Below are 17,869 nucleotides of genomic sequence, written 5' to 3' on the forward strand. Positions count from 1 at the left end.
TGTTCGTTGAGTTCGTGACCGGCGCCACAACGGCTCCCCCGCTCCGGCGGTGCCGTGGGCGACAATGAGGAGGTGCGCCTGCCTCGTCCGTTCCGCGACGCCCCGGTCGCGCGGCAGGTGCTGCTCCTCCAGGTCGGGCTGGTGCTGCTGCTCGTGGTGACCGGCATCCTCATGGCGTCGTACGACGCGCGCCGCGACTCGCGCAGCCGGGCGACCCAGCGCGCCGTGGCCGTGGCGCAGACGGTCGCGGACTCCCCCACCGTCCGGTCCGCGCTGCGCTCGGGCGACCCGACGTCGTCCCTGCAGCCCTGGACCGAGGAGGTCCGCCGCGACACCGACACCGACTTCGTCGTCGTGATGGGGCTCGACCGGACCCGCTTCACGCACACCGACCCGAGCCTGATCGGCGGCAAGTTCGTCGGCGACCTCGGCGACGCACCCCAGGGCGGCGTGTTCACCCAGCAGTACACCGGCTCGCTCGGGCCGTCGGTGCGCACCGTCGTCCCGGTGCGCGACGGCGGGAAGGTCGTCGCGCTCGTCTCGGTCGGCATCCGGGTCAGCGACATCGACCGCGGCCTGCGCCGCGACGTCACCGTGATCGGCCTGGTCGGCGGCGCGCTCCTGGTCGTCGCGCTCGCCGGTGCGTGGCTGGTGGGGCGCCGGGTGCACCGGGTCACCCACGGCATGGGCGAGGACGAGCTGGCCCGGATGTACGAGTACTACTCCGCGGTGCTCCACTCGGTGCGCGAGGGCCTGCTGCTCCTCGACGGCGCCGGGCGCGTGCAGCTGGTCAACGACGAGGCGCGCCGGCTGCTCGCCCTCCCCGAGGACGTCGTCGGCACCGCGATCGAGGACCTCGGGCTCGCGCCCGGACTGGTCGCCGCCGCCCGCGGGCGCACGGCGGAGTCCGACGACCTCTACCTGGCCGACGAGCGGATCCTCGTCGTCTCCTCGGCGCCCGCGCGCTGGGAGGGACGCGACGTCGGCTCCGTGGTCACCCTGCGCGACCACACCGAGCTGCGGTCGGTGACCGGCGAGCTCGAGGTGGTCCGCCGGCTCACCGAGTCCCTGCGCTCGCAGAACCACGAGTCGGCCAACCGGCTGCACACGGTGGTGTCCCTGATCGAGATGGGCCGGCCCGACGACGCGGTCGCCTTCGCCACCGACGAGCTCCACGTCGCGCAGCTGCTCACCGACCGGGTGGTCGGCGCGGTCGACGACCCGGTCGTCGCGGCGCTGCTGCTCGGCAAGTCCGCCGAGGCCGCGGAGCGCGGCATCGACCTGCGGATCACCGGTGAGCTGCCCCCCGGCAGCGGGATCGCGCCGCGCGACCTCGTCACGGTGCTCGGCAACCTGGTCGACAACGCCTTCGACGCCGTCGCGGCCGCCGAGCCGCGCCGGGTCGACGTCCGGCTCTCCGGCGACGAGGACGGGGCGGGCCTCGCCGTCCGGGTCGGCGACAGCGGTCCCGGCCTCGACGAGACGGCGACCGCGCGGGTCCTCGACCGGGGCTGGACGACGAAGGCCGCGCCCGGCACCGGCCGCGGCCTCGGCCTGGCGCTCGTGGGCCAGGTCGCCCGCCGCCACGGCGGCGAGGTCACCATCGGCCGCTCGGCGCTCGGCGGCGCGGAGTTCACCGTGACCCTGCGGACCGAGGCCGGGCGATGACCGTCCGGGTGCTCGTCGTCGAGGACGAGGCACTGGCCGCCGAGGCTCACGCGTCGTACGTCGACCGGGTCGACGGGTTCATCCTGGCAGGCGTCGCCCGCTCGGCGCGCGAGGCGGCCCGGGCGCTCGACAGCGCCCGCGAGGAGGGCGCGCCGATCGACCTGGTGCTGCTCGACCTCAACCTGCCCGACGGGCACGGCCTCGGCCTGCTCGCCGGGCTGCGCAGCGCGGGTCACCACTGCGACGTGATCGCGGTGACCGCGGCACGCGACACCCAGGTCGTGCGCCAGGCGGTGGGCCAGGGCGTCGCGCTCTACCTGCTCAAGCCGTTCACGTTCGCGAGCTTCCGCGCCAAGCTCGAGCAGTACGCCGACTACCGCGCCCAGCTCGCGGCGGCTCCCGCCGAGGTGGTCCAGGACGAGGTGGACCGGCTGCTCGGCTCGCTGCGTCCCACCGCGGCCGGGCCGCTGCCCAAGGGGATGAGCGCCGAGACGCTGCGCGCGGTCACCGCCGCGCTGCGCGAGTCCTCCGCCGACCTGTCGGCCTCGGAGGTCGCCGAGGCGATCGGGAGCTCGCGGGTCACCGCGCGGCGCTACCTGGAGCACCTCGCAGACCAGGGCCTGGCCGACCGCCGGGCCCGCTATCGCGGGGTCGGCGGCCGGCCGGAGGTGGCCTACACCTGGCGCTGAGCGCCGGGTGCGGAGGCTCAGGCCAGGTCGAGGCCCGGGTAGAGCGGGTGCTTGTCGAGCAGCTCGGCCGAGGCCGCCCGGACCTTGTCGGCCACGCCGTCGCCCAGCACGTAGGACGCCTTCGACGGAGCGCCCGCGGACGTCGTCCCGGCCTGGGTGTTCTGCAGGACCTCGACGATGAGGTCGGCGACCACGTCGAACTCGGCCGCACCGAAGCCGCGGCTGGTCAGCGCCGGCGTGCCGACCCGGATGCCGGAGGTGTACCAGGCGCCGTTGGGGTCGGCCGGGACCGAGTTGCGGTTGGTGACCACGCCCGCGTCGAGCAGCGCCGACTCGGCCTGGCGACCGGTGAGCCCGAAGGACGACACGTCGAGCAGCACGATGTGGTTGTCGGTGCCGTCGGTGACGAGCTTGGTGCCGCGCTTCATCAGGCCCTCGGCCAGCGACTTCGCGTTGTCGGCGATGTTCTGGGCGTAGGTCTGGAACTCGGGGGTGCGCGCCTCGGCGAACGCGACGGCCTTGGCGGCCATCACGTGCGAGAGCGGGCCGCCGAGGACCATCGGGCAGCCGCGGTCGACGCTCGGGGCGTACTCCTCGGTGGCCAGGATGAAGCCGCCGCGCGGGCCGCGCAGCGACTTGTGCGAGGTCGAGGTGACCACGTGGGCGTGCGGGACCGGGTCCTCGTCGCCGGTGAACACCTTGCCGGCGACCAGGCCGGCGAAGTGGGCCATGTCGACCATGAGGGTGGCGCCGACCTCGTCGGCGATCTCGCGCATCTTGGCGAAGTTCACCCGGCGCGGGTAGGCCGAGTAGCCGGCGACCAGGATGAGCGGCTTGAACTCCTTGGCCTTGGCCCGCAGCGCGTCGTAGTCGACCAGCCCGGTGGCCGGGTCGGTGCCGTACTGGTTCTGGTGGAACATCTTGCCGCTGATGTTGGGGCGGAAGCCGTGGGTCAGGTGACCGCCCGCGTCGAGGCTCATGCCGAGCAGGCGCTGGTTGCCGAGCGCGCCGCGCAGCTTCTCCCAGTCGGCCTCGGAGAGGTCGTTCATGTTCTTGACGCCGGCGTCCTCGAGCCAGGGACCCTCGACGCGGTGCGCCAGGATCGCCCAGTACGCCGTCAGGTTGGCGTCGATGCCCGAGTGCGGCTGGACGTAGGCGTACTCGGCGCCGAACAGCTCGCGCGCGTGCTCGGCGGCCAGCGACTCGACGGTGTCGACGTTCTGGCAGCCGGCGTAGAAGCGGTGACCGACGGTGCCCTCGGCGTACTTGTCGCTGAACCAGGTGCCCATGGTGAGGAGCACCGCGGGCGAGGCGTAGTTCTCGCTCGCGATCAGCTTGAGCGACGCCCGCTGGTCGGCGAGCTCCTGGCGGGTGGCGTCGGCGATGCGGGGCTCGACGGAGGCGATGACCTCGAGGGCCTGGTTGTAGGCGCTGCTGACGAGGCCGCCGTTGAGGGAGTTGTCGCTCATGGCGCACAGCGTAGTGCCGCGCGCGGGCCGCGTTCGCGGGGCCGGGTCCCCTGTCCCGGCTGGCGTCGTGAGAGGCGCCGCCTGGTGTGACATGCGTCGCAGGTCCCGCGGGAACGGGCGGTCTCGGCGAGCCTTCTGCTCGTATTCTGAGACGGCCGTCCGCATCATGAGATTCACAGTTGTGGACCACGCGTCCGAGGGATGAGACTCATTGACATGGTCACTGCTGCCACTCATGCGCACCTCGTGGTTCGACGCCACGTGGACTTCGGGCGCACGCGCAGCATGATGTGTTGGCCCCGCTGATCACGCCGACGCCTCCCTCTCGACCGCGCGACTCCCGCGCCCCTCAGCGAAGGACCTCCTCTCCGCATGCCTGACCTGCGCTTCCAGTCCCAGCCTCCGCGCCACACCGAGGTGCCCCGCCCTCGCCGCGCCGAGGGTCAGTGGGCGTTCGGCTACACCGAGCCGCTGAACAAGAACGAGCAGTCCAAGAAGGACGACGACCCGCTCAACGTCCGCGACCGGATCCTCTACACCTACTCCAAGCGCGGCTTCGACTCCATCGACCCCGCCGACCTGCGCGGCCGCTTCCGCTGGATGGGTCTCTACACCCAGCGCAAGCCCGGCATCGACGGCGGCCGGACCGGTTCGATGGAGGAGGAGGAGCTGGACGACCGCTACTTCATGATGCGGGTCCGCTCCGACGGCAAGCTGCTCTCCGCCGCCGCGGTGCGCACGCTCGGCCAGATCGGCGTCGACTTCGCGCGCGACACCGCCGACGTCACCGACCGCGAGAACATCCAGTACCACTGGATCGAGATCGAGAGCGTCCCGGAGATCTGGGAGCGGCTCGAGGCCGTCGGCCTGCACTCGCTGGAGGCCTGCGGCGACTCGCCCCGCCCCTTCCTCGGCTCGCCGGTCGCCGGCGTGGCCAAGGACGAGATCATCGACGGCACCTCCGCGCTGGAGGAGATCGAGCGCCGGTTCATCGGCAACAAGGACTTCTCGAACTTCCCCCGCAAGTTCAAGACCGCGCTGACCGGTCACCCGAGCCAGGACGTCTCCCCCGAGACCAACGACGTCTCCTTCGTCGGCACCGTGCACCCCGAGCACGGCCCCGGCTTCGACGTCTGGGTCGGCGGCGGTCTGTCGACCAACCCGATGCTCGCCCAGAAGCTCGGCGTGTGGATCCCGCTCGACGAGGTCCCCGACGTGTGGTCCGGCGTGGCCGGCATCTTCCGCGACTACGGCTACCGCCGGCTGCGCTCGCGGGCCCGGCTGAAGTTCCTCGTCGCCGACTGGGGCGTGGAGAAGTTCCGCGAGGTCCTCGAGAACGAGTACCTCGGCAAGAAGCTCGAGACCCTCGCCTCCCCCGGCTCGCCGGTGGGCCACCGCGACCACATCGGCGTGCACGAGCAGAAGGATGGCAAGTTCTACGTCGGCATCGCGCCGACCGCCGGCCGGATCTCCGGGACGCTGCTGGTCCAGCTCGCCGACCTGATCGACGAGTACGGCGTCGCGGGAGCCCGCCTCACGCCGTACCAGAAGCTGGTGCTGATCGGCGTCGACGGCGAGGTCCTCGACGCGCTGCTCGACCGTCTCGACGAGATCGGCCTCAGCGCCCGTCCCTCCGCCTGGCGGCGCAACACGATGGCCTGCACCGGCATCGAGTTCTGCAAGCTCGCGATCGTCGACACCAAGAACCGCGCCAGCGACCTGGTCGACGAGCTCGAGCGCCGCTTCCCCGAGCTCGACACGCCCATCACGATCAACGTCAACGGCTGCCCCAACGCCTGCGCCCGGACCCAGGTCGCCGACTTCGGCCTCAAGGGCCAGCTCGTCGTCGACGAGGACGGCGAGCAGGTCGAGGGCTTCCAGGTGCACCTGGGCGGTGCGATCGGCCTGCGCGCCAACTTCGGCCGCAAGCTGCGCGCGCACAAGGTGACCAGCAAGGGCCTCGACGACTACGTCTCCACCGTGGTGCGCAACTACCTCGCCGACCGCACCGAGGGCGAGGCGTTCGACGCCTGGGTCCACCGTGCCGACGAGGAGCTGCTGCGCGGCGAGAAGGCGCTGGAGTCCGTCTGATGTCCGAGGAGTCGGTGTCGTCGCGGGCGGTTCCGTACCACTGCCCCTACTGCGGCGAGACCGACCTCTGGCCGCACGAGCCGACCGGCTGGGAATGCCGGGGCTGCCGACGGGCCTTCAAGGTGGAGCTGCTCGGTCTCATCGACCGCTCGGCGCCCGCCACCCGTACCCACGAAGAAGGAGGTGCCTCATGACCACCGCCACCACGCGTGCGGCTCGCGAGTTCCGCGGGTCGCACACCGCCGGCCGGTCGCCCGAGGAGCTCCGCGAGATCGTCTCCCACTGGGGAGCCGAGCTCGAGCTCGCCCCTGCCGAGGTCATCATCGAGTGGGCCGCCGCCACCTTCGGCGACCGGTTCTGCATCACCTCCTCGATGGGGGACGCCGTCCTGGCGCACCTCGCGGCCAAGGTCGTGCCCGGTGTCGACGTCGTCTTCCTCGACACCGGCTACCACTTCGTCGAGACGATCGGCACCCGCGACGCCGTCGCGGCCACGATGAACGTCAACCTCATCTCGATCACCCCCGTGCAGACGGTCGCCGAGCAGGACGCCGAGCACGGCCCCGAGCTCTACAAGCGCGACCCCGACCTGTGCTGCGCGCTGCGCAAGGTCAAGCCGCTGGCCGAGTCCCTCTCCGGGTACGACGCCTGGGCGACCGGACTGCGCCGCGCGGAGACGCACAACCGGGTGATCGCTCCGGTGATCGGCTGGGACGCCAAGAAGCAGAAGGTCAAGGTGTCCCCGATCGCCCGCTGGAGCGACGAGCAGATCGAGCGCTACATCGCCGAGAACGGCGTGCTCGTCAACCCGCTCGTCTACGACGGCTACCCGTCGATCGGCTGCGCACCGTGCACCCGGCGGGTCGCTCCCGGTGAGGACCCGCGCAGCGGGCGCTGGGCCGGGACGAACAAGACCGAGTGCGGGATCCACTCATGACCGGATCTCCCGCACCCATCGAGGAAAGGGGGCACCGACGATGACCGCTCCGGCACTCATCGCTCTGGCCCACGGCAGCCGAGACCCCCGCTCGGCCGCCACCGTCAGTGCTCTGGTCGACGCGACGAAGGCGTTGCGTCCCGACCTGCGCATCGAGAAGGCGTTCCTCGACCTCGCCAAGCCCGGCTTCCACACCGTCGTGGACCGGCTGGTGAAGGCCGGGTACGACGAGATCGTCGTCGTCCCGCTGCTGCTGGTCGAGGCGTTCCACGCACGGGTCGACGTACCCGAGGCGATCGCCGAGGCCACCACGCGCCACCCCGGCCTCCAGATCCGCGCGACCGAGGTGCTCGGCCTGGAGCCGCGCTTCCTCGAGGTGCTCGACGAGCGCCTGCGCGAGGCCCTGAGCGGCGCCCGGGTCCGCGAGCTCGACGCCCTCGTCCTGGCCGCGGCCGGTACGTCGGACCCGCTCGCCAACCAGGCCGTCGCCCGGCTCGCCCGGCTGTGGGGCACCCACCACAAGCTGCCCGTCACGGCGGCGTACGCCACGAGCGCTCCCCCGGCCACCGGTGAGGCCGTCCGCGCCTTCCGCGCCGAGGGACGCCGGCACATCGCCGTGGCCTCGCTCTTCCTCGCCCCGGGCAACCTGGTCGACCGGGCCACCGAGCTCGCCCTGGAGGCCGGCGCCGTCGCCGTCTCCGAGCCGCTCGGCGCGCACCCGGAGATCGCCCGGACGATCCTCGCCCGCTACGCCGTCGGCGCGGTCGAGCTCGTCCCGGTCTGAGCCTGCCTCACAGGACGAGCGCCTCGAGCAGGTGCTCCAGCGTCCGGGCCGGGTCCGCGGTCACACCACCGTGGACCGGCCCCGGCTGGACCACCGTGCTCTTGGGCGCCTTGAGGAAGCCGAAGCGCGTGCTCGCGTCGTCCTTCTGGGCGCGCGAGCCGTAGGCCGTCGCCCGCTCGCCGACCCCGAAGCCGGCGTGCGCCTCGCCGCTGCACACCTTCGCGATCGCCGCGAGCGCCGCCTCGACGCCCACCACGTCGGCGTCGCCCTGCAGCGCCCGGATCCGGTCGGCGTCGACCGACGAGCGCACGCCGAGGTAGTCCGCGGCCGGGCAGTAGAGCACCACGCCCACGTTGACGAACTCCTCGCGCTCCACGCGGGGCACGCAGCGCAGGGTCACGTACTGGTAGGGCTGGTAGGCCGTCACGAGGCCATCTCCGGAGCCGGGAGCCACGCCCGGCCACCGTCGCGGCGCGCGGCGAGGAAGGCGACGTACCGCTCGCGCAGCGCGTCCGGCGTCTCCGCCCCCGGCACCGGCTCGAGCCAGTCGTCGCACACGTCGGCCAGCACCTCGGCCAGCGCGGCATCGCTGACCCGCGCCGCGAGGTCGGCGTCCTGGGCCACCGCCGAGGCCGCGAACGCGCGCAGCACGTGCTCCGAGGCGTCGTACGCCTGGGCGGCGAAGCGCGCCGGGTCGCCCGGCCCACCCGACCACGAGTGGTGGAAGTACAGCGACGCCCCGTGGTCGATCGCCTGGAGCGTCCCGCGCCACACGAGCAGGTTGGGGTTGCGCCAGCTGCGGTCGACGTTCGCGGTGAACGCGTCGAGCCACAGCACGCGTCCGGCCAGGTCGGGGTCCGGCGTGCTCGTCGGGTCGTAGCCGAACGAGCCCGGCAGGAAGTCGATCCCGAGGTTGAGGCCGGTGCTGGCGTTGATCAGGTCCTGCACCTCCTCGTCAGCCTCGTAGCGCGCGATCTCGGGGTCGAGGTCGAGCACCACCTGGTCGGGCGTCGGGATGTCGAGCAGCCGCGCGACCCCCGCGACCACCACCTCGGCGACCAGCACCCGGGCGCCCTGACCGGCGCCGCGGAACTTGCAGACGTACGTGCCGAGGTCCTCCGCCTCGACCACTCCCGGCAGGCTGCCGCCCTCACGCAGCGGGGTGACGTACCGGGTGACCTTGACCTGCTCCATGCTCACCGACGGCTCACAGGGGCTTCTCGTCGAGCAGCCGCTGCTTCTCGTGCGCGACGTCGAAGTCCGCCGCCGGCCAGCCGAGGTCGAAGGAGCGCAGCGCGTCGTGCAGCAGCGTCCCGATCGCGAGGTTGCGGTACCACTTCTTGTCGGCCGGGACGACGTGCCACGCCGCCACCGCGGTGTTGGTCCGCTCCAGCGCGATCCGGTAGGCGTCCTGGTAGGCCGGCCACAGCTCGCGCTCGTCGACGTCGCCCGGGTTGTACTTCCAGTACTTCGTCTCGTCGTCGAGCCGCGCGAGCAGCCGCTCCTTCTGCTCCTGCGGCGAGATGTGGAGCATGCACTTGATGATCGTCGTGCCCTCGCTCGCGAGCTCGGCCTCCCACGCGTTGATCGCGTCGTAGCGGCGCTCGATCTCGTCCTTGGGCGCCAGCTCGCGCACCCGCGCGATGAGGACGTCTTCGTAGTGGGAGCGGTCGAAGACCCCGACCATCCCCACCTCGGGCAGCGCCTTGGTGATCCGCCACAGGAAGTCGTGCGCCAGCTCCTCCCGGGTAGGCGCCTTGAACGAGGTGATCCGCACGCCCTGCGGGTCGACCAGGCCGACCGTCGAGCGCAGCGTCCCGCCCTTGCCGGAGGTGTCCATCCCCTGCAGCACCAGCAGCAGGTTGCGCCGCCCGCCGCTGCGCCCCTCGGCGAACAGCCGCTCCTGGAGGTCGCCGAGCGCCGGCGCCAGCGCCAGCAGCGCCGCCTCGCCGGCCTTCTTGTCGCCGTCGAAGCCGGGCGCCGCATTGGTGTCGATCGCGGCCAGGTCGACCGGACCGGCCGGGAGGCGGAGGGACTGCGTGAGGTCCGACAGGGGGAAGCTCATGGAGCGACCCTAGAGCACCACCGGGCGCGGATCGATCAGTGCGCCTGGCCGCCGCGGCGGTCGACCAGCGGCGGCGTCGAGGACCACGGGAAATCGATCCAGCCCTCGGTCCGGCGCCAGACGTACTCGGGCCGGATCACCGTCCACGGCTTCTCGTAGATCACCGCGGTCCGCGCCTCGGCCACGTGGTCGACGAAGAAGTCGCGGACCACCTCGAGCGTCTTGCCGGTGTCGGCCACGTCGTCGGCGATGAGCACCTTCATGCCGGTCAGGTCGATCGCGGCCGGCGTCGGCGGCAGCATCATCGGCACGTCGAGGCGCTCGTTGACACCGGTGTAGAACTCGACGTTGACCGCCGAGAGGTTCTTGACGTCCAGGGCGTAGCCCAGGCCCATCGCGAGGCCGAGCCCGCCGCGGGCGATGGCGAGGACGATGTCCGGCTCGAAGCCGTCGTCGACGACCTGCTGGGCCAGGTCCCGGACGGCGGTGCCGAAGAGGTCGTAGGTCAGGATCTCGCGCTCGGGGGCCGGCGTCGGCTCGGCGTCAGTCGTCGTCACCGGACCATTCTGCACCGGCCACCGCGCCGAGCTCACTCCGCACGACCGCGTGGGCCAGCCCGGCGCCGTAGCCCTTGCGGGCGAGCATGCCCACCAGCCGGCGGGCAGCCACCTGCTCCTCGAGCCCGCGCATGGTGCGCAGCTTCTTGCGGACCAGGGCCCGCGCCGCCTCCTCCTCGGCCCCCGGCTCGACCTCGTCGAGCACCTCACGGGCCGTCTCGTCGGCGATCCCCTTGCGCCGCAGCTCGACGGCGAGTGCCGTCCGGGCCAGGCCGCGGCTGCGCCGCCGCCCCTCGACCCAGGCCCGCGCGAACGCCTCGTCGTCGACCAGCCCGACCTCCTCGAACCGGTCGAGCAGCCGGCTCGCGACCTCCTCGGGCACCTTGCGCCGCGCCAGCCGGTCCTCGAGCTCGCGGCGGCTGCGCGCCTTGATGCTGAGCTGGTCGAGCAGGATCTTGCGGGCCACGGACTCCGGATCGGCGTCCTCGGTCCAGCCGGGCTCGTCCTCGTCGGGCGGCTCGGCGGTGCGGTCGATGGGGGTGCGGGGGCGGAAGGAGCTCATCGGGTCACCGTCCGGTCAGGCTCGGGCGTCGGGCGTCAGGTCGGGCGTCAGGCGTCAGGTCGGGCATCAGGCGGGCGTCAAGCGCGGGCTGGTGCTGAGCGGCGGGGTCCCCGCTCCGCCGGCCGTGGGACAGGCGGAGCGGGCCGCGGAGCGCGAGGAGGCGGCCTCGGGCACAGCGGTTCCCCGCCGCGTACGGGGGCCGGCCGGACGTGGTCCGGCGGGCGGGGGTGGCGCGGGTGCAGGATCGGGGCGCGCCGACCGCACCGCACCGCGGTGCCCGCCCCGGCCGTTCGCCCCGCAGGCACCCACCGCGAGGCAGCGGCGGGAACGCCGCCGCCGAGGCGCAGGGAGCGAGGCACGAGCGACCGGAGCCGAGGCCGGCGGTGGCTACCGCCGCGCCGACCGAGGGCCGCCGAGCAACCTCACGCCCTGCCGACCTCGACAGCGAGGCCGGCAGCGTGGCGGAGCGAAGCGACGACACGCTCGGCCCATCCCACTCAGAACGAGTCGACGCCGATCGGCTCGTCGGAGAGGTCGGTGAAGTCGCCGTCGACGGTGGGGGTGACGCCGAGCTTCTCGAGGATCTTCTTCTCCAGCTCGTTGGCCAGGTCGGGGTTGTCCTTGAGGAAGGTGCGGGCGTTCTCCTTGCCCTGGCCGAGCTGGTCGCCCTCGTAGGTGTACCAGGCGCCGGCCTTGCGGACGAGGCCCGCCTCGACGCCGACGTCGATGAGACCACCCTCGCGGGAGATGCCCTTGCCGTACATGATGTCGAACTCGGCCTGCTTGAACGGCGGGGCGACCTTGTTCTTGACGACCTTGACCCGGGTCCGGTTGCCGACCATGTCGGTGCCGTCCTTGAGGGTCTCGATCCGGCGGACGTCGAGGCGCACGGAGGAGTAGAACTTCAGCGCGCGGCCACCGGTGGTGGTCTCGGGCGAGCCGAACATGACGCCGATCTTCTCGCGCAGCTGGTTGATGAAGATGGCGGTCGTCTTGGACTGGTTGAGGGCACCGGTCATCTTGCGCAGGGCCTGGCTCATCAGGCGGGCCTGGAGACCGACGTGGCTGTCACCCATCTCGCCCTCGATCTCGGCGCGGGGCACGAGCGCGGCGACGGAGTCGATGACGATGAGGTCGAGGGCGCCGGAGCGGATGAGCATGTCGGCGATCTCGAGGGCCTGCTCACCGGAGTCGGGCTGGGAGACCAGGAGGGCGTCGGTGTCGACGCCGAGGGCCTTGGCGTAGTCGGGGTCGAGCGCGTGCTCGGCGTCGATGAAGGCCACGATGCCGCCGGCGGCCTGGGCGCTGGCCACGGCGTGGAGCGCGACGGTCGTCTTACCGCTGGACTCGGGGCCGTAGATCTCCACGACCCGGCCGCGGGGAAGTCCACCGATGCCGAGGGCGACGTCGAGGGAGATCGCTCCGGTCGGGATCACGTCGAGGGGGGCGCGCGAGTCGTCACCGAGTCGCATCACGGAGCCCTTGCCGTAGGACTTCTCGATGTTGAGAAGCGCGGCGTCGAGGGCCTTCTGGCGGTCGTCTCCAGCCATGGTGTTCATCCTTAGGGTTCGTGGTGAGCCAGGTACGTCGGCGACGCTACGACGAGGGCCCGACACAACCTGATCAGTCGTGTCGTCGTTGTGGACGAACTCGGGTGAGCGTCGTACCTGTGGACGGTGGGTGGACGTTTCCGCCCGCCGTCGTGGGTCCGACACTAGCCGAACACCTGTTCGAAGTCGCGCTAGGCGGTCCGGCGTGTCGGGGACGCCGCCCGGACGGCGCAGCCGAGCACGCCGACGACGAGCACCAGGCTCAGGAGCGCGAGCATCGGGTAGTCGCCGAGCGCGACGACCAGGCCGGCCAGGGCACCCCCGCCGGCGGCGGTGAGACCCATGACCAGGTCGGAGGTGCCCTGGACGTCGGTACGCACCGCGATGGGCGTGTGCTCGGCGACCATGGTCGAGGCGGAGACCATCGACAGCGACCAGCCGAGGCCGAGCAGGAAGAGCCCGGCGGTCACCTGCCACGACATCCCCGAGGGCGACGACGCGCACAGCACCAGCGCGACGAGGAGCACGACTCCCCCGGCGCCGAGCACCTGCGGCCGGCCGATCCGGTCGGCGAGCATGCCGACGAGGGGCGAGAACGCGAACATGCCGAGCACGTGGACGCTGATCACGAGCCCGATCACCTCGAGCCCCGAGCCGCCGTGCTCCATGTGCAGCGGCGTCATGGTCATCACGCCGATCATCGTGGCGTGGGTCAGGGCCAGGCCGACGATGGCGAAGCCCAGCACCGGCCGCTCCCGTACGACGTCCCGGGTGCGGCTCCACGACGAGCCCGTGCGCACGATCCCCGTCCCCGTGCGGGCACCCGGCTCCCGGGCACCGGCCGCCTCCTGCGCGAGCAGGAGCGGGTCGGGGCGCAGCAGCACGCCGACGACCACCGCGGCGACGAGCATGCCGATGGCGCCGATCGCGAAGGGCCCGGTCAGCTCGGGGATCCCGATGCCGTCGGCGAGCGCGCCGGCGGGTCCGGTGAGGTTCGGCCCGGCGACGGCGCCGACCGTGGTCGCCCACACGACGAGCGAGAGCGAGCGCGCACGGTTCTCGTCGGTGGCGAGGTCGGTGGCGGCGTACCGCGCGGCGTTGTTGGCCGAGGTCGCCGCGCCCAGCAGCATCGCGCCGACCAGGAGCAGCGCCATCGAGCCCACGACGCCCGCGAGCACGGCGGTGAGGCCGCCGGCGGCGCCGACGACGTACCCCGTCATCAGTCCCGTACGGCGCCCGCGCCGGGCCATGAGCGGCGCGAGCAGGAACGAGATCACCGCCGCCCCGAGCACCTGCGCGGTCTGCGCGAGCCCCGAGAGCGCCTCGGACCCGGACAGGTCGCGGGCCAGCAGCGAGGCGGTCGCGATGCCGATGGTGATGCCGACCGCGCCGACGGCCTGGGTCAGCACCAGGACCCGGACGGTACGGCGCTGTGCCGCGGCGCTCACCTCTCGCTCGCGGGCAGGCCGAGGATCTCCCACACCGCGCGCCAGACCTCCTTGGGGGGCACGCCGGCGTCGAGCGCCTCGCGCACGGTCCGGTGCTCCAGCGCCCCGATCACCATCTGGTCGGCCCAGGCGGGGGCATAGCTCTCCCCCAGGTGCTGGTTCATCCGCGCCCAGAACTCGGTGTGCCTCACCCGGCCATGATCCACCAGCAGCGAACCCGCCCTCGCGCCGGTGTCAGTCCGCACGGAAGACCTCGACCCCGTCGACGGTGGTCGAGAGCACCTCGACGTCGGCGATCTCGGCCGGGTCGAGCGTGAAGATGTCGTCGCTGAGCACGACGAAGTCGGCCTTCTTGCCGGCCTCCAGCGAGCCGGTCCGGTCGCCCATGCCGAGGGCGGTGGCCGCGTCGATGGTCAGCATCCGGGCGGCGGTCTCGGCGTCGGGCAGGGGGTGGGCCTCGCGGGTGAGCGCCCGGCTGATGATGCCGAGCGGGCTGAGCAGGTCCGCGTCCCAGTCGCTCGACAGGATGGTCAGGGCGCCGCTGTCGGCGAGGGTGTCGACGGGGATCAGGTCGTAGGCGCGGTCGCCGATGATCTCGCTGAGGTCGTCGAGGTAGGCCAGGTCGGTCGACTCCTCCCCCACCTGGAAGTCCGCGACCACACCCAGCTCGGCGAACCGCGGCACGTCGGCCGGATCCACGAGATAGGTGTGGGTGAGCCGGTGGTGCCGTCCGGCGACCTCGGCCCGGTCGGCCGGGATGGCCGCCACGGCGTCGAGCGCCCGCCGGACCGCGGCGTCGCCGATCACGTGGAAGCTGATCCGGAAGCCCATCGCGTGCAGCCGCGCGACGTACGACGTGAGCTGCTCCTCGGCGAAGTAGCCGAAGCCACGGGGGAAGCGCGGGTCCGGCGGGTCGTCGTAGGGCGCGAGCAGCTGGGCCGTGCCGAGGTCGAGGATGCCGTCGACGTAGATCTTGGCGGTGTCGATCTGGAGCAGGTCGTCGGGATCGTCGCGGAACCGCGAGCCGAGCTCGGCGAGCTGGTCCTCCAGGTCGAGCGACGGGTAGACGTAGAGCGCATTGACGGCACGGACCGTGAGCTCGTCGGCCGCGGCGGCGCGCAGCCAGGCCTCGGTGTGCCCCTGCTGCCAGTAGCCGCCGACGTCGCTGACGGTCGTGACGCCGTTGCGGGCGAGCTCGTCCATCGCGACGCGCAGCCCGGCGTCGACCTCGTCGGGGCTCGGGGCGGAGGCGTTGCGCAGCGGTTGCTGGGCGTCCTCGAGCAGCAGCCCGGTGAGCTCGCCGGTACGGCGGTCGCGGGCCACGATGCCGCCCTGGGGGTCCGGCGTGGACGCGGTGATCCCGGCAGCCGTCAGGCCCGCGGTGTTGCCCCACGCGGCATGACCGAGGTCGTCGAGCACCACGACCGGGTGGTCCGGGACGGCGGCGTCGAGGGCGGCGAGGGGTGTCGGCGTGGTGCCGCGCAGGCCGAACAGCGAGGCACCGGCCGCGCGGACCCACTGGCCCTCGGGCACGTCGGCGGCGCAGTCGGCCACGAGCCTCACGTAGGTTGCGAGGTCGCGCCCGGGCGGCAGGAGGCAGAGGTTCTCGTTGATCCCCGCCTCCGGCACGTGGACGTGCGCGTCCTGGAAGCCCGGCAGCACCAGCTCGCCGTCGAGCTCGACCACCTCGTCGGCCTCACCGACCTGGCGGGAGACCTCGTCCTCGGTCCCGACGGCGAGGATCACGCCCTCGTCGTCGTAGGCGAGGGCGTCGGCCCACGGCTGCTTGGCGTCGGCGGTCCAGATCCGGCCGCCGACCACGAGTGTCACCGCCGCGGCGGGCGCGTCGCCGCCGCTGGAGCAGGCGACCAGGAGGGTCGCGAGGAGCACCAGCGCCAGCACCGCGGCGGCGCTGGCGGTCGGGCGGCGGACGCGGCCTAGCCGAGGTCGAGCCACCGCACGTCCCAGCGGTGGTGGACGAGGTCGTGGAGGTGGTAGCGGCCCAGCGTCTCGACGGTGAACACGCTGCCGTTGCTGCGCCGGCCGGGGCGCGCCCACTGGTCGTCGCCGACCCGGTCGTACCAGCCGGCGGCGAGCTCGGCCGCGGCGACGAGGTCCGGGAGGACGGCGGCGGGCGCCTGCTCGTCGTACCGCTCGGTGCGGGCGGTCTCGTCCTGGTCCCAGTTGGCGAACTGGGGGTCGTCCTCGGCGAGGAGCTGCTCGACCCGGAGCGCGAAGACCCGGTTGACGTCGCGCACGTGGCAGCCGTACTCGGCCGGCGACCAGACGTCCGGCGCGGGGCGCTCGGCGGCTCGGGGATCGGCCAGTGCCGAGGCCCAGAACGCCGCGTTGTCGCGGATCTCGGCGCCGAGCGCGGCCCGGTCGACCGCGGCGGAGGCGAAGCCGCACTCGGGGCAGGGGCGGTCGAGGACCCAGGTCCAGTCCTTGGTGTCGGGCTCGATCGTGGCGTGCTCGCTCGTCATGACGCCCATCCTCGCGGCGCGAGAGGGCGCCCTGCGAGCGGTGATCCGGTCATTCGCCATCGATCAACTGCCAGCGCCGCTCGGTGGCCGGACGGGTCAGCCCGAGCAGGTTGAAGCGGGCGAGCCGGACCAGCACCTGCACCGGGTCGACGTCGAGCAGCGCGGCCACGGCGTCGACGGCCTCGTCGGTGCTGTCGGCGCCCCGGACCAGCGCGAGGACCTCGTCGGCCCGGTCGCCGACCGCGGCCGCGAACCTCAGCCGATCGAGGGCCGCGGCCCGCTCCACCGCGGGGTCCTGGGGGTCGGGCGCCTGGCGGACCACCTCGTCGGCGTACTGCTCGCCGTCGACGGCCCACTGGGCGTCGATCCGGCCGGCGACCGCGGTGAGCAGCGCGCACAGCATCGGCACCTGGTCGGTGCGGATGACGAGCTCCTCGAAGTCGGAGGCGCGCAGCCGCAGGTGAGGCCCGGGCGTACCGGCGTCGGCATGGCTGGCGAACCACCCATCGACCACGACCGAGCGGTCGCGGCGCGCGCTCGGCATGGTGCCCTGGGCGTGGTCGTCGGACAGGTCCATGCCCCGCACGGTAGCCGGAGGACTCAGTCGTGCCGGCGGATCTTGGCCGCGAGCAGCGCGCGTCGTGCGGACATCCGGCTCCACACGGCCTGCTGGAAGGCGAGCGTCAGCCAGCCCGCGACCGCCATGCCCGAGATGTTGAGGAGGAGCTGGAGCAGGCTGCCGCGCACCTCGTCGGGGACGCCGAACGCCAGTCCCAGCGCGACATTGCCGGCCGCCGGGATCGTCGTCACCGAGATGAACACGCCCGAGAGCCCGCCTACCTTGGCCGACGTGAGCGAGAGGGCGCCGGCCGCAGCGGCGACCACCGCGACGATGAACGACCACTTGTCGGGGGTGTAGATGAACGCCGTCGCCGGACGCGGCGCGGTGACCTGGTCGAGCGTCACCCAGCCGAGCGCCCGGGCCACCAGCGCGGCGAGGGTGGCGAACGCGATCGCGACGGCGAAGCCGACCAGCAGCGAGCGGGCGGTGTAGCGCAGGAGCGAGGGGCGCCGTCGTACGAGCGCGAGGCCGAGCGCCGCGATCGGGACGAACTCCGGGCCGAGCACCATCGCGCCGATCACGAGGATCTGCGAGTCCAGGACGATGGCGATGCTGGCTATGAGGGTGGCCAGGCTCATGAACGTCAGGAAGGTCCAGTTGAGCTCGGACTCGTCGTACGCGCGCTGGGTGACATCGGCCCAGACCACCGCGTCCGCCGACGACCCCGGCGTACGCCGTTCGGCGTCGAGGGCCGGCTGCGAGAGCCAGGTCGTCACCGGTACGACGTGGATCGCGCCCTCGCGCGGCACCCCGATCCCGCGCAGCGCGTCGACGACGTCGTTGACCGCCTCACGGGGCACGTCCGCCTCGACCACGTCGCCCTCGGGCACGATCGCGGCGCCGCGCACGCAGGTGAGGTTGGTGACGGCCGGGTCGGCCCGGAGCGCGTCGAGGACGGCGGGCGTCAGGTCGCGGGGCGAGGTGATCCGCAGGTGCTGCACGGG

The 17,869-nt window shown here is 72.8% G+C and carries 18 protein-coding genes; 5 read left to right on the forward strand and 13 right to left on the reverse strand.

From position 1 onward, the window contains the following. Positions 1–72 precede the first annotated feature (72 nt). Together M0M48_RS11320 and M0M48_RS11325 are read left to right on the forward strand one after the other, a co-directional pair. On the forward strand, positions 73–1,668 hold the full coding sequence (locus tag M0M48_RS11320; RefSeq protein WP_257751211.1) for a sensor histidine kinase: 1,596 nt from the start codon (positions 73–75) through the stop codon (positions 1,666–1,668). After that, positions 1,665–2,357: a response regulator gene (locus M0M48_RS11325; RefSeq protein ID WP_257751212.1), complete on the forward strand. Its 693-nt coding sequence runs from the start codon at positions 1,665–1,667 to the stop codon at positions 2,355–2,357. Before M0M48_RS11320 ends, M0M48_RS11325 begins: the two co-directional genes overlap by 4 nt. Before the next feature lie 17 nt (positions 2,358–2,374). Here the strand turns inward: M0M48_RS11325 and M0M48_RS11330 are convergent, their stop codons facing one another. After that, entirely contained in the window at positions 2,375–3,826 is a 1,452-nt protein-coding gene (locus M0M48_RS11330) for a glycine hydroxymethyltransferase (RefSeq protein ID WP_215816181.1), read from the reverse strand. Positions 3,827–4,198: 372 nt separating this feature from the next. Between M0M48_RS11330 and M0M48_RS11335 the strand changes: the two genes are divergently transcribed. From M0M48_RS11335 to M0M48_RS11345, 3 genes are all read left to right on the forward strand, one after another. Beyond that, positions 4,199–5,917 carry a nitrite/sulfite reductase gene (locus M0M48_RS11335; protein WP_257751213.1) on the forward strand — a complete coding sequence of 573 codons (1,719 nt, stop codon included), beginning with the start codon at positions 4,199–4,201 and terminating at the stop codon, positions 5,915–5,917. A gap of 190 nt (positions 5,918–6,107) precedes the next feature. Beyond that, on the forward strand, positions 6,108–6,854 hold the full coding sequence (locus M0M48_RS11340) for a phosphoadenylyl-sulfate reductase (RefSeq protein ID WP_215816179.1): 747 nt from the start codon (positions 6,108–6,110) through the stop codon (positions 6,852–6,854). Between the two features lie 40 nt (positions 6,855–6,894). Next, positions 6,895–7,638, forward strand: coding sequence for a sirohydrochlorin chelatase (locus M0M48_RS11345; RefSeq protein WP_215816178.1), 744 nt, complete (start codon positions 6,895–6,897; stop codon positions 7,636–7,638). A gap of 7 nt (positions 7,639–7,645) precedes the next feature. On the opposite strand, the gene M0M48_RS11350 is transcribed toward M0M48_RS11345, so the two are convergent. From M0M48_RS11350 to M0M48_RS11405, 12 genes are all read right to left on the reverse strand, one after another. Beyond that, positions 7,646–8,065, reverse strand: a complete 420-nt coding sequence (locus M0M48_RS11350) for a DUF3037 domain-containing protein (protein ID WP_215816177.1) — start codon at positions 8,063–8,065, stop codon at positions 7,646–7,648. Continuing rightward, positions 8,062–8,832 carry a HipA family kinase gene (locus M0M48_RS11355; protein WP_252373697.1) on the reverse strand — a complete coding sequence of 257 codons (771 nt, stop codon included), beginning with the start codon at positions 8,830–8,832 and terminating at the stop codon, positions 8,062–8,064. The genes M0M48_RS11350 and M0M48_RS11355 overlap by 4 nt, the downstream gene beginning before the upstream one ends. A gap of 13 nt (positions 8,833–8,845) precedes the next feature. Next, positions 8,846–9,703: a PPK2 family polyphosphate kinase gene (locus M0M48_RS11360; RefSeq protein ID WP_257751214.1), complete on the reverse strand. Its 858-nt coding sequence runs from the start codon at positions 9,701–9,703 to the stop codon at positions 8,846–8,848. 35 nt (positions 9,704–9,738) lie between these two features. Further along, a complete protein-coding gene (locus M0M48_RS11365; protein ID WP_215816174.1) occupies positions 9,739–10,260 on the reverse strand; it encodes a phosphoribosyltransferase in 522 nt (173 codons plus the stop codon). Next, positions 10,247–10,822, reverse strand: coding sequence for a regulatory protein RecX (locus tag M0M48_RS11370; RefSeq protein WP_257751215.1), 576 nt, complete (start codon positions 10,820–10,822; stop codon positions 10,247–10,249). The genes M0M48_RS11365 and M0M48_RS11370 overlap by 14 nt, the downstream gene beginning before the upstream one ends. Positions 10,823–11,319: 497 nt before the next feature. Beyond that, positions 11,320–12,372, reverse strand: coding sequence for a recombinase RecA (recA, locus tag M0M48_RS11375; protein WP_215816172.1), 1,053 nt, complete (start codon positions 12,370–12,372; stop codon positions 11,320–11,322). Positions 12,373–12,563: 191 nt separating this feature from the next. Next, complete coding sequence (locus tag M0M48_RS11380) at positions 12,564–13,820, reverse strand: MFS transporter (protein WP_257751216.1); 1,257 nt, start codon at positions 13,818–13,820, stop codon at positions 12,564–12,566. Then, positions 13,817–14,011, reverse strand: a complete 195-nt coding sequence (locus M0M48_RS11385; protein ID WP_215816170.1) for a DUF3046 domain-containing protein — start codon at positions 14,009–14,011, stop codon at positions 13,817–13,819. The genes M0M48_RS11380 and M0M48_RS11385 overlap by 4 nt, the downstream gene beginning before the upstream one ends. A gap of 43 nt (positions 14,012–14,054) precedes the next feature. Further along, entirely contained in the window at positions 14,055–15,776 is a 1,722-nt protein-coding gene (locus tag M0M48_RS11390) for an amidohydrolase (protein WP_257751217.1), read from the reverse strand. After that, positions 15,758–16,303 (reverse strand): DinB family protein, encoded by a 546-nt coding sequence (locus M0M48_RS11395; protein WP_257751218.1) that lies wholly within the window; start codon positions 16,301–16,303, stop codon positions 15,758–15,760. The genes M0M48_RS11390 and M0M48_RS11395 overlap by 19 nt, the downstream gene beginning before the upstream one ends. 49 nt (positions 16,304–16,352) lie before the next feature. Further along, positions 16,353–16,880, reverse strand: coding sequence for a hypothetical protein (locus tag M0M48_RS11400; protein WP_257751219.1), 528 nt, complete (start codon positions 16,878–16,880; stop codon positions 16,353–16,355). 23 nt (positions 16,881–16,903) lie between these two features. Then, positions 16,904–17,866, reverse strand: a complete 963-nt coding sequence (locus M0M48_RS11405; RefSeq protein ID WP_257751220.1) for a DUF389 domain-containing protein — start codon at positions 17,864–17,866, stop codon at positions 16,904–16,906. Positions 17,867–17,869 lie beyond the last annotated feature (3 nt).

The organism is Pimelobacter simplex, assembly GCF_024662235.1.
Classification (GTDB): domain Bacteria; phylum Actinomycetota; class Actinomycetes; order Propionibacteriales; family Nocardioidaceae; genus Nocardioides.